This is a genomic window from Bacillus norwichensis, assembly GCF_014836955.1.
Taxonomy (GTDB): domain Bacteria; phylum Bacillota; class Bacilli; order Bacillales; family Bacillaceae_C; genus Siminovitchia; species Siminovitchia norwichensis.
In genome coordinates, this window is sequence record NZ_JACSPV010000031.1 from 39,085 (window position 1) to 50,722 (window position 11,638).

At 41.0% G+C, this 11,638-nt stretch carries 12 protein-coding genes; 5 read left to right on the forward strand and 7 right to left on the reverse strand.

All coding sequences use genetic code 11. From position 1 onward, the window contains the following. Positions 1-275: 275 nt before the first annotated feature. Both H9631_RS15550 and H9631_RS15555 read left to right on the forward strand, forming a co-directional pair. Positions 276-1,517 carry a benzoate/H(+) symporter BenE family transporter gene (locus H9631_RS15550; RefSeq protein WP_191814381.1) on the forward strand — a complete coding sequence of 414 codons (1,242 nt, stop codon included), beginning with the start codon at positions 276-278 and terminating at the stop codon, positions 1,515-1,517. A gap of 151 nt (positions 1,518-1,668) precedes the next feature. Beyond that, positions 1,669-2,457 (forward strand): TIGR00266 family protein, encoded by a 789-nt coding sequence (locus H9631_RS15555; RefSeq protein ID WP_191814383.1) that lies wholly within the window; start codon positions 1,669-1,671, stop codon positions 2,455-2,457. Positions 2,458-3,168: 711 nt separating this feature from the next. On the opposite strand, the gene H9631_RS15560 is transcribed toward H9631_RS15555, so the two are convergent. The 6 genes from H9631_RS15560 to H9631_RS22900 all read right to left on the reverse strand — a co-directional run bounded on the left by H9631_RS15560 (position 3,169) and on the right by H9631_RS22900 (position 7,941). Further along, entirely contained in the window at positions 3,169-3,468 is a 300-nt protein-coding gene (locus tag H9631_RS15560; RefSeq protein WP_225221084.1) for a helix-turn-helix domain-containing protein, read from the reverse strand. A gap of 589 nt (positions 3,469-4,057) precedes the next feature. Then, positions 4,058-4,816, reverse strand: coding sequence for a class I SAM-dependent methyltransferase (locus tag H9631_RS15565; RefSeq protein ID WP_191814388.1), 759 nt, complete (start codon positions 4,814-4,816; stop codon positions 4,058-4,060). A gap of 370 nt (positions 4,817-5,186) precedes the next feature. Then, a complete protein-coding gene (locus tag H9631_RS15570) occupies positions 5,187-5,831 on the reverse strand; it encodes a TetR/AcrR family transcriptional regulator (RefSeq protein WP_191814390.1) in 645 nt (214 codons plus the stop codon). Between the two features lie 13 nt (positions 5,832-5,844). Next, on the reverse strand, positions 5,845-6,873 hold the full coding sequence (locus H9631_RS15575) for an ABC transporter permease (protein ID WP_191814392.1): 1,029 nt from the start codon (positions 6,871-6,873) through the stop codon (positions 5,845-5,847). Beyond that, on the reverse strand, positions 6,870-7,595 hold the full coding sequence (locus tag H9631_RS15580) for an ABC transporter ATP-binding protein (protein WP_191814394.1): 726 nt from the start codon (positions 7,593-7,595) through the stop codon (positions 6,870-6,872). Before H9631_RS15580 ends, H9631_RS15575 begins: the two co-directional genes overlap by 4 nt. A gap of 265 nt (positions 7,596-7,860) precedes the next feature. Then, a complete protein-coding gene (locus H9631_RS22900; protein ID WP_225221086.1) occupies positions 7,861-7,941 on the reverse strand; it encodes a putative holin-like toxin in 81 nt (26 codons plus the stop codon). A 133-nt stretch (positions 7,942-8,074) separates the two neighbouring features. Between H9631_RS22900 and H9631_RS15585 the strand changes: the two genes are divergently transcribed. Then, entirely contained in the window at positions 8,075-8,635 is a 561-nt protein-coding gene (locus H9631_RS15585) for a short-chain dehydrogenase (protein WP_318246820.1), read from the forward strand. A gap of 31 nt (positions 8,636-8,666) precedes the next feature. Here the strand turns inward: H9631_RS15585 and H9631_RS15590 are convergent, their stop codons facing one another. Beyond that, complete coding sequence (locus H9631_RS15590; RefSeq protein WP_191814398.1) at positions 8,667-9,110, reverse strand: GNAT family N-acetyltransferase; 444 nt, start codon at positions 9,108-9,110, stop codon at positions 8,667-8,669. Between the two features lie 108 nt (positions 9,111-9,218). Between H9631_RS15590 and pdxR the strand changes: the two genes are divergently transcribed. Beyond that, positions 9,219-10,655 (forward strand): MocR-like pyridoxine biosynthesis transcription factor PdxR, encoded by a 1,437-nt coding sequence (gene pdxR, locus H9631_RS15595; RefSeq protein WP_191814399.1) that lies wholly within the window; start codon positions 9,219-9,221, stop codon positions 10,653-10,655. A gap of 28 nt (positions 10,656-10,683) precedes the next feature. Continuing rightward, positions 10,684-11,460, forward strand: a complete 777-nt coding sequence (locus H9631_RS15600) for a MerR family transcriptional regulator (RefSeq protein WP_191814403.1) — start codon at positions 10,684-10,686, stop codon at positions 11,458-11,460. The last annotated feature ends 178 nt before the right edge of the window (positions 11,461-11,638 follow it).

Consider the following 11,638-nt stretch of genomic DNA (forward strand, 5'->3'; position numbering starts at 1 on the left):
CATGCTCATGAACAACAGGCGTCGCTTATGTAAAGCCGGTTCTTAATGACTGATAACAAAGTGAAGCATGAACTTATCTTATGAGATACCTCTCATTTGCTGGATTAATAGCGTCATCTTTATTCATACCCAAATCTATTTGCTCACTTTATCACAAAGAGTTAAGCAACAACCAAAGTAATCCGTTTTCTGATTATACCAATAATGAACATCATTAAAGGCATTCTCATACTTGGTGGGATTTTAACAAAATGCTTTCGGAAGGAGACACCAAAATGAAATCTAAATCAAATCCACTGCAGCTAGATGATTTATTTTTTCCTTCGGTAGCTGCCTTAGTATCTGTACTTATTAATTATGGTGGAACGTTTGCCATTGTATTCCAAGCCGCCAAAGTAGCTAATCTAAGCCCCGAATTAACCGCTTCATGGGTATTTTCTCTTTCTATAGGTATTGGGATAACTGGGGTATGGTTAAGTTACAAATACAAAGAGCCTATTATCACGGCTTGGTCAACTCCAGGGGTTGCCTTTTTAGCATCGGCTTTAGTGTTTACACCCTATAGTGAAGCAATTGGTGCCTATATGATATCTGCCATCGGTTTTATTATATTGGGTCTGTCCGGGATGTTTGACCGTCTGATTCAATATATTCCTCCCGGGATTTCAGCTGGTTTATTGGCCGGTATATTGCTTCAATTTGGAATAGCGGCCTTTGGTGGAGCTGAAATAGACCCAGCTTTCGTTATTATGTTATTTTTTACATATATAGTTTTAAAACGGCTTTTCCCGCGATTTGCTATAGTAGGTATCTTAGTTGTTGGATCTTTGTCCCTCATTCTATTCAATAAAGTCGATTTTACAGGGGTAGGGCTGGACTTTGCACTTCCGGTGTTTACCATGCCAGAGTTTTCTATATCTTCATTATTAGGTGTTGCATTACCATTATTTATCATTACATTAACCGGACAATACATCCCTGGTATGTTGATTTTAAGAAGTGATGGATTTAAAACGAGTGCGAATCCTATACTGACTGTTACAGGCATCGGTTCACTCATTATGGCTCCCTTTGGCTCACATGCTTTTAACATAGCCGCGATATCTTCCGCTATTTGTACAGGACCGGATGCTCATGAAGATCAATCAAAACGTTATATTGCCGGTATCATTTGCGGAGCGCTATATATATTTGTCGGTATTTTTGGCGTTACACTTGTCACACTGTTTTTAATACTGCCCTCAACCTTTATAGCAACTCTAGCAGGTTTAGCTTTATTGGGGACGATTGGAAGTAGTCTTGCAGATGCAATGAAAGATCCCGCAGGTCAAGAAGTGGCATTAATTACTTTCTTGGCCACTGCAGCAAATGTAACGCTTTTGGGAGTAGGCGGTGCATTTTGGGGGTTGGTAGCAGGTATGTTAGCCCATCTCGTGATAAACTTCCGAACATTCAAGAAGCCAGCAAGCTACAAATTAACCGTAAAGAATAAAAATGAGAAAAGAGTCGCACCATAAGTTTAATGAAGCTTTTTTGGAAAAAGCTAGGTCAAATTCGGACCGCACTTGTTATAAAGATTACTGAAAAAACTAAACCATAAACTTTTAATATTTTCTTGAATCCAATAGCCATGCCTATCCGTAGTTCTGTTAAAGGGACGGTGGAAACATGAATAATCATGAGATTGACTATCAAATTATTGGCGATGACATGCAATTTGTAGAAGTAGAGCTGGATCCAGGTGAAACGGTTGTAGCAGAAGCCGGAAGTCTGATGATGATGGATGACCACATTCATATGGAGACAGTTTTCGGAGACGGCTCTTCTCAAAGCGGAGGGCTAATGGACAAGCTTCTCGGCGCCGGCAAACGGGTGTTGACAGGAGAAAGCCTGTTCATGACGATGTTTACAAATGAAGGTAGCGGAAAAAAGCACGTTTCGTTCGCCTCCCCTTACCCAGGAAAAATTATCCCGATGAATTTGAAGGAGCTGGATGGAAAAATCATCTGTCAAAAAGATGCATTTTTATGCGCAGCAAAAGGCGTATCTGTAGGAATCGAGTTCCAACGCAAAATAGGGACTGGATTCTTCGGGGGAGAAGGATTCATCATGCAAAAGCTTGAAGGTGACGGAATGGCGTTTGTTCATGCCGGAGGAACGATCCACCAAAAGACATTGGGACCAGGTGAGACATTGAAAATTGACACGGGTTGTCTAGTGGCCATAACCCGTGATGTGGATTACGATATTGAATTTGTCCGCGGCGTGAAAACGGCATTGTTTGGAGGAGAAGGGCTCTTTTTTGCCACCTTACGTGGGCCGGGTACTGTTTGGGTGCAGTCACTGCCATTCAGCCGGCTGGCTAGCCGAGTATTTGCAGCCATGCCAGCGACCGGTGGTTCAAAGGATGAAGGCGGGATTGGCGGACTATTTAATATGTTCAGTGACAGATCATAGAAGGTGCCTGCTAAGCAGGCCCTTTCTCATGATAGTTGAGGTTTACTGATGCTTTTGATACCTATTTGCCTCTGTACGGTTTTCTTTCACTTTACCTGCTAACTGATACGCAAACCTTTCAACTGGGCATAAATAATAAGCTTCATCTGCTTTAAAAGGAGACCCTTTTACTGGGCAGATTCAGATAGGTAGATAACAGGCTTTTTATCAATATTATTCTTCTTAATCGGAAAACGGTTTTAACTATATAGCTTGAACAAAAGAGTTGCGCTTTATAGAGGATGATTTTGAAACAGGTGCAGTAGGATTTTCTGGCTTCAGACAGTATTTTTGAACCCTGGATAGTATTCTCCAGCTTTGGACAGTATGTGCCTAAAATTCAGACAGTATTTTTATATCTTTTTCATAACAGCATAACTGTTATTCTATAAATCTAAAAGCCCCCTTAACATAGAGCTTTTAGATTATTCAGTGACCAGCTTTTACATTATTTCCCGTATCCGTATTCTACAATTTGGCCTGTTTGTTCATTATCATATTGTTTTTGCGATAAAACAGTATGATTTTCTTAATGAGGAAGAGCATTGTTAAAAATAGTTAAAAAGTCCAATTACATAAAAATTTATTGCTCCTCCATCATCGTCTTTTTATTTTTTAGCCAGGATACTTGAAACTGTAGATAATCCTCAATTTTAATGTATGAAGCAACTTTTACATGCTTTCCTCATTCTTCAAGAGGATCTCTTTGATTTTGGCTCTATCCCTCTCATTTAAACCTTTAAATTCTTTGATCATAGCCATAAAAATAATTTTATCTTCTCCACTGAAGCCTTCAAAATTAATTTTCAGTGTATTTTGTGATTCTTGAACAGCTTGATTTAATTCAGCTAGCTCCAAAGCATTTAATGAGTAGGATATAGCAATCTTATCAATCCATTCTTGAGGAACGTTTCTTTTTCCATTTTCAACAGCTGATAAGTAAGAAGAGGCGACCCCTATTTTATCAGCCATATCTTTTAATAGCTCATCGTTATCTACTCTTAGCTTTCTACAAAACTTTCCAAAAGAGGTTAGCACAGCATGTCCTTCCTTTCTAACTAAACTATTTAATTGATTCCGTTCTAATCATACTGTACTTAAATATACAATTTCTTTTTCAATCTATTAAAGGTTTTTAAGCTGCCAATTATACAAATATTTTATTTGAGGAAAAATGCTACATCGTGCAGGCCAAGAGACTTAGGGTGCGTCCTCCTGTATGTTAAATCCAGATACAACGCACTAGAGCAAAATTTATTTTCAACTCAGAAGCTGATGTTGACGCTATATAACCAAAAAAGCGACCCGTCCAAAGGATAGGTCGCCCTCTTTGACAATCATCTTGCCTAAATATGTTCAGCGCATTGTCCTTTATGATTTTCAACACCTGAAAGTTAAATGTACCTTGATTCATTTGCGCCCTGAATTTATCTAGCTCCACTCGACAAAATCTGTGGCTTTAGCTTGATTCAGCCGGGGTTTGAACCATCACTGAATAGAATACCAATATACATTCATCTCACCACTTACGAAAGTGGGAGACGCTAAATAAAGTTAAACCTTATTTCCGTACAGCTTCAAATGTCAACAATTGCGTTTCCTTCGTTGGATCTTTCTTATAAGAATAACTAGCAGAACATGTTATTTCAAGGAAACCTATGCTTTCCAATATAAGTTTGAACTCCTCGACTCCATACCAACGCATGGCAAACCGTTGCAGCTCGGTGTCCATTAGCTTCCCTTTTTTCCATTTCTCATATTTTAGATAGGTTAGGGTAGATTGATCTACCCAGTCCATTTCTATTGATTTACTTTCCAATAAAATGCCTTCTTCATGAGAAAAAGGAAAAGTTGAAGTGGAAATTTCGCCTGTTTGCCAATCACTGGGGATTAGAAGATCAATGATCACACGTCCTCCAGGTAATAAATGATGATAAAAACACTTCAAAGCAGCTTTAGCATCTTCTAACTTCTCAATTAAACAAAAGGAACCCGTCGGTATAATGATCACTTCATACTTTGAAGGTAATTTAAAATGACGTAAATCGCCTTCATATAGATTCGGGGTCAAACCTCTTTCATTACAGCGTTTTCGACAAGAATCAAGCATTGCAGGAGAATAGTCAATCCCGTCAACGGTATACCCCTTCTCGATTAAGGGTATTAGAACTCGTCCTGATCCCACTGCAGCTTCAAGTATCTTTCCGTTCGTGCCTTTTAATCTTTCAAGATAATACTCAATGTCACCACCTACTGAATATCCAATAGGCTTTGTAAAATCATAAAGCTCTGTACTGAGCTCACCATAATAGCTAAACAATTCCTGTCCTCCTATTATGATACGGAAGAAATAGTTCGATTGTAAATGCTTCCGCACCTAGTAACTGAATATAAAGAAAAGACTATCATAGTAAGCTACTCAATTTCTAATCAAATGCGCCTTGGCGTATTCGCACCCAGATTTATCAAGCTATTTCCTCTGAAAATCTGCGGCATCCACCAGAGGCTTTAACTTGATTCAACTGGGGTTTGAAAACTCCACTGAATGGAATACCAATAGGCATTCCATCTCACCACTTACGAATGTGGGGACTTTTGCTGAATAAAGTTAAATTGAATAGCTAGGAGACGTCTTTTCGAGATCGGCCGACTTCAGCGAAAGGTCATAGAAGACGCCGGCATGTTCATTCTTATTCACTTAATCCTTTCACCAAAAATTGAATGGTTCTTTCCATTTCCTCTTCGTCCTCCCACTCTTCAGAAGATACTATGAAAAAACGGGCGATTAAATGGCCGAAAATCGTCGAAAGAAACAAGCGAATGACGGTTTTTGACGGCATAACCATGATTTCACCTTTTTCTTGGTAATGCATGACGACCTTCTCCATGCGAATATAGATTTTAGCGGCGATATGTTCTAAAAATTGCTCCTGCAGTTCCTTTTGAAAAGGAAGCTCCTGCACAAGAATTCTAAAAAGGAGTATGTTCTTCTCCACAAACGCTTCTCTGTTTTTAATCATTGCTCTGAGGAAGTCCTCCAGAGTATCGTAATCCTTATCCAATACACGATTAATATCCTTTATAACAAGAGGGGCGATCATTTTGGCCATCATCGGTGCAACAATGGATAAGAGCAACTCTTTTTTTGTTTTATAATGGCGGAAAATCGTTCCTTCCGCTACTCCAGCTTTCTTTGCAATTTCACTTGTTGAGGTCGCAGCATAGCCTTTTTCAGCAAAGATTTCGATGGCTGCCGCTATGATTTTCTTCTGTTTCGGTGTGAACTCTTCCTTATCCAAAGACAATTGATCCCAAATCTGATTTTGTTCCAACATAATAGACTCCTCGTTAGATTTTCCTATATTTTCTAAGAGCTCCGATATTCAGTACCATAAATAGAACCGCAAACCCCAGCAGAGCCAACAAATTCAAAGCAATTTCTTCCACTCCATAGCCCCTAACCATGACATCTCTTAACGCATCCGCAGCATAATAAAGTGGCGTAAGCGGACCTACCCAGCTCAACCAGTCTGAAATAGTTTCAAGATTGAACAGCCCTGAGAAAAATATTTGTGGTACGATGACAATCGGAATAAACTGAATCATCTGCAGCTCATTATTGGCAAACGAGGATAATAAAATTCCGAGAGTCAAGGCTGTCAATGACAGAAGCACAATGATCAATAATACATACCAGAAGGAACCTTCCATTAACATACCCAGGACATAAATGCTGTAGGCAGCTATGATGGTTGCTTGAAACAGTGTAAAAACGCCAAACCCAACTACATATCCAACGACAATTTCCCATTTGCGGAGCGGTGTTGATAATAGTCGCTCCAATGTTCCCGATGTCCTCTCTCTTATAAAAGAAACGCCTGCAATGATGAACACAAAGAAGAAAACGAAAAAGCCGAGGAGAACAGGCCCGAAGTAATCGAATTGGCTCATATCAGCCGAACCATGCAAATAGTGGATCTCTATGTCGGTCACTCCACTTTCTCCCTGCAAGGGCTTAAACGCTTTTTGTATCCATTTCATCGCAGAACCATTGACAAGCGGATCACTGCCTTCCAGATAAACAGATGGCGGCATCTGATCGAAAACAAGATAACCATCCAATTCGCGGGAAGAAAGAAGCTTTTTAGCCTTATCCTCTTCTTTTACATCCATGATCTTTGCACCTTTAAGGTCCATTTTATCCTTGATTTGTTCTGGCGCATTCACTAGCCCTATTTTAGGTGTGTAATCATCTCCATTAAAAACAAGATGGAGCATCGTGAGAACGAGAATAGGAGCAAATACTAAGAGGCCGAGAGTTCTCTTATCTCTTCCAATCTGCTGTAAAATCCTTTTAACCAAGGCCATGACTCTCATGAAGATACACCTCCAAATGCCAGAAAAGCTTCTTCTATTGAATTTGAACCCGTTTCTTGCTTCAGTTCCTCCGGCGTGCCAACGGCAATGAGCCGGCCCTCACGCATCAGCCCCAACCGGTCGCATTTTTCTGCTTCATCCATGACATGGGTTGTGACAATCAGCGTCTTTCCTTCCTTTTTCAATTGATGGAAAGCTTCCCAAACACTTCTTCGGAGTACAGGGTCAATACCAACAGTCGGCTCATCTAAAATTAATAGCTCGGGCTTATGCAGGAGAGCGATAGCTAAGGAAAGTCTCCTTTTCATCCCGCCGGAATAATTGGACACCTGCTTGTCAAGATGATCAGTCAGTTGGACAAGTTCCATCACTTCCACAAGCCTTTGTTTACGTTCTCTTTTCCTTAAACCATACAATGCAGCAAAAAACTCAAGATTTTCACGGGCGGTCAGTTCCAGATAAAGTGCATCTGACTGGGCCATATATCCCAGCTTTTCAATCAGATGCAAGGAGGGCATTTCCTCCTGAAAAACATTGATTTCACCTGAAGTTGGCACTTCAAGTCCCGCAAGCTCCTTGACCAAGGTTGTTTTCCCTGCCCCTGAAGGTCCCAGGAGGCCGAAAATTTCCCCTTTCTGAATATCAAGATCAATATCTTTTAAAACCTCCACTGATCCAAATGTTTTGAAGACACTTCGAATGGAAACACAGGAATCGTTCAATTTATTCACTCCTTTTCTTAGTGAGTGATTACTCACTTTTTATTATAAACCAATTCAAGAAAAATAGAAGTGATAAATCGGATTCCACCCTTTTGAGGTATTCTCACATAAGAAATCTTGGAGTATAATGAGAAGAGAAACACCATACAATCAGAATGATCGTCCCGGCGCTGAGAACACCGGAACGATCCAACAATAGCAGGTCCCGCCGGGGATCAGCACGAACTATACTGAAGCCGCCTGGAGGGTCATCTCAAAGGCGGCTTTAGTCTTTTGTAAATGACAGAATAGCCACAATCAAAACAGCAAAACCAATCATAGACGAGATAGTTTCAAATACTGTCATGGCACCACCTCCCTCCTTGCGAGAAGTGTGCACGGACCGCCCTTGAGAAACCTGTTCTATTGTTCTTATATTATACCATTTTTTTCATAAATGCGAACATACGTTTTTATTTTTGTTACTTTAGAACGAGGAGGTGAATAAGTTGGAGCATGCTCTTGTCATTGGTGGAACAGGAATGCTGTCAGGTACCACCCACTGGCTTGTCCAGCAAAATTACCAAGTATCCGTTATAGCAAGAAATCGGAGGCGGATGAAAACATTGATTGACCAATCAGAAAAGCCTTCTTCCATTACACCTGTGCTCGTCGATTACTGTAACGAAACAGATCTTCACAGCGAGATAAAGAGGATTATTCACGAAAATGGGGAGATAAGATTGGTTGTGGCCTGGATTCATTCCATAGGAAAAAATGCTTTAACCATTGTCGCAGAGGTTATTTCAAAAAACAGTAAAAACAAGTGGAAGCTCTTTCATGTATTGGGCAGCAGTACAGATCTAAAAAAGACAGTTCAAGATGTAGACATACCGTCTGGATGCCATTATCGCCAAGTTCAGCTAGGATTTATCATTGAAAATGGCTATTCTCGGTGGCTGACCCATAAAGAAATATCACACGGCATCATCGACTGCATTCAAAAAGATGCCCGGCTTCATGTTGTTGGCACTGTAGAACCATGGGAATTCCGTCCATGAAAAGAAGTCTGCCGGCCGCAGACTTCTTTGCTTATATCGTATAGTTGAGCCAATCGGCCCGGCTTCCGCCCATCTTTTCATAAAATCGTTGTGCACGGTAATTATCAGGAGCGGTCACCCAAGACATATGGAAATAACCATTCTCCTTGGTATAGTCCTCGCAGGCTTTAAACAGTTCCTGTGCTACGCCTGCTCCTCTCTCCTCTTCAACAACATACAAATCATTCATAACAGTTATTTTATCCGCCCTTGTTGTACTGTACGTGAAGTATAGAGTGGCAAAGCCTGCCAGCTTTCCACCTTCTTCGGCTACGAATTGGATTCCTTCCTCTTTTTCAAGGAGCAGTTCAATGATATGGTGCATTTTTTCAACTTCAGGTCTTGGCCTTTGGTAAAAATCGACAACATACTCATACATAAGCTTTGTTAGCTCATCTCTATCTTTCTTCTCAGCAGCCCTTACATTGATTGACATAGATCATTCCCCCATTCCACTTTGTTAAATAAAAGGTTATAGTAAATCTGTATACTATGAAAGATACAGTTAATTAAAATTCAACCAGTACAGATATGAGGTGGTTTTATGAAAATATGTCCTCGATTGGAAAATCGATCAAGTGAACCATTGTATCTACAACTCTATCAATATCTGAAAGAGGAAATTCAGACAGGTGGAATTCCCTCCCTTAAACGTCTCCCATCCATCCGCGGGCTTGCTGATGATTTACACATTAGTAAAACAACAGTTCAAATGGCTTATCAGCAGCTTTTAGCAGAAGGATATGTCGAGAGCAAGGAGCGAAGCGGATATTTTGTTGTTGAAATGGAAAAAGAGCCCTTTGGGGATCTGCCTCCTTTTTCCAAAACGACACGGGAAAAGAAGTCCACAGCCGTACGAAAACACATCCAATTTGATTTTTATATGTCCCATATTGATGTGGAGCATTTTCCTTTCCGAAAATGGAGAGCATGCGTCAATCAAAATCTGAACCCACACTTCCTTTCATATGGCGACAAACAGGGAGAGCCTGGACTTCGTGCCTCCATCAGCCGGTATCTTCGTCAAGCCCGTGCGGTAAACTGCACAGAAGAACAGATTGTTATTGGATCAGGCACTCAAACCGTCATGAGGCTTTTATGTCAGTTAATTGAATTAGATGGAAAAAAGATTGCTATGGAAGAACCCGGATATGACGGAGTACGGCATGTTTTTCAAGGAATGGGATTCGAAATGTCACCAGTCAAGCTCGAGGCGGATGGAATCAATCTGGATGCATTAGAGCAAAGCGGTGCGAAAATCGTTTACATTACACCATCTCACCAATTTCCTTTGGGAATGGTCATGCCTATTACAAAGCGGATCAGGCTGCTGCAATGGGCGGAGGAGAACGATGGCTTGATTATTGAAGACGACTATGACGGCGAATTCCGGTATCATGGAAAACCCATTCCCTCTTTGCAGGGATTGGATGCCCACGGGAATGTCATTTATGCCGGGACTTTTTCAAAATCTCTCATGCCGGCTATTCGAATGAGCTATATCGTTCTCCCAGAAAAGCTCTTACACATATATCAAGCATTTAAATATGATCAAACCGTTTCGCGACTGCATCAAAAAACAATGCAGACGTTTATGGAAAGTGGCGAATGGGAGCGACATATCCGCAGAATGAGAAAGATTTATCAGAAAAAGCATGATCTCCTTATCCAAACGATTAAGAACACCATGGGTGACTATGTGAACATTACAGGACAAAACGCAGGCCTGCATATTGTCACTCAAATAAAAAGCAGCAAAACTGCTGATGAACTTGTAGAAATTGCTGAAAGAGTAGGAGTGAAAGTTTACAGCACAACCGCCAATTGGAGCATTGAACAAGAGAAGGGATATCCACTCATTTTGCTGGGGTTTGGAGGCTTATCAGAAAAACAGATTGTCGAAGGAATTGACCTTCTCCATGATGCCTGGCTGCCTTTTTATGTGGATAAACAAAAACCTATTGACTCTCACGTAACGTGATCCTTTATATTGTGATGGAAGGGAGGAGATTTCGATGAAAGTCAAGGAAGTGGCAAAGCTGACAGGAATCAGCGTCCGGACGCTGCACCATTATGATGAAATCGGCTTGCTCTCGCCTAAGCGCATAGCCGAATCAGGTTATCGAGAATATACAGATGAAGATTTGGAAACCCTGCAGCAAATCCTTTTTTTCAGAGAGCTCGGCTTCCCTTTAAAGAAAATAAAAGACGTGTTGAATAGCCCGTCCTTCGATCGTCAGGAAGCCTTGTTATTGCAGCAAAAAATGCTGCTGGAAAAGCGTTCCCGGCTAGATCAAATGATCCTTCTGATTGAAAGAACGATTCAACACGCCGAAGGAGAGATTCAAATGACGAACAAAGAGAAGTTCGAAGGGTTTGATTTCAGTCACAATCCCTATGAACAAGAGGCGCGCGAACGCTGGGGAAACGAGGCTGTGGAACGATCCAATGCGAAGCTTGCGGGTATGTCGGAAGAGGAGCAAAAGGCAATGACCAAAAAGATGAACACTATTTATAGAAAGTTGGCCGCCCTTCGTAAAGGAGCTCCGGATTCTGATAAGGCCCAGTCCGCAATCAAGGAGTGGTATGACTTTTTAAACAATAACTTCGGGAGCTATTCATTTGAAGCATTTAAAGGATTAGGACAAATGTATATCAGTGACGAGCGCTTCACCAAAAACATCGATCAATTTGGAGATGGCCTAGCGAAGTTCATGTGCGAGGCGATGGCTGCATTTGCTGATAAAAAAGAAAATGAAAGGCGAAAATCAGACTTAGGCAACTAGGGAGACAGCGCTTCAGCCGACTATGACTTTGAGGTGATAGTCGGGACGGAAATTTTCTACTTTTTTAAATTAAATGAGGGGCCAGCTTTTGCTGAGCCCTCGGGAGTGTAAACTTAACCGTGTAAGTGAGAGAGCGTACGGCTCTTGCTTCGCGGTTAAGTTTTTTTATTGGTAGAAT

Coding starts and splice junctions, on each gene's coding strand:
- H9631_RS15550 (WP_191814381.1), top strand. CDS start 276: ATGAAATCTAAATCAAATCCACTGCAGCTAGATGATTTATTTTTTCCT.
- H9631_RS15555 (WP_191814383.1), top strand. CDS start 1,669: ATGAATAATCATGAGATTGACTATCAAATTATTGGCGATGACATGCAA.
- H9631_RS15560 (WP_225221084.1), bottom strand. CDS start 3,468: ATGGCTGATAAAATAGGGGTCGCCTCTTCTTACTTATCAGCTGTTGAA.
- H9631_RS15570 (WP_191814390.1), bottom strand. CDS start 5,831: ATGTTGGAACAAAATCAGATTTGGGATCAATTGTCTTTGGATAAGGAA.
- H9631_RS15575 (WP_191814392.1), bottom strand. CDS start 6,873: ATGAGAGTCATGGCCTTGGTTAAAAGGATTTTACAGCAGATTGGAAGA.
- H9631_RS22900 (WP_225221086.1), bottom strand. CDS start 7,941: ATGACAGTATTTGAAACTATCTCGTCTATGATTGGTTTTGCTGTTTTG.
- H9631_RS15590 (WP_191814398.1), bottom strand. CDS start 9,110: ATGTCAATCAATGTAAGGGCTGCTGAGAAGAAAGATAGAGATGAGCTA.
- pdxR (WP_191814399.1), top strand. CDS start 9,219: ATGAAAATATGTCCTCGATTGGAAAATCGATCAAGTGAACCATTGTAT.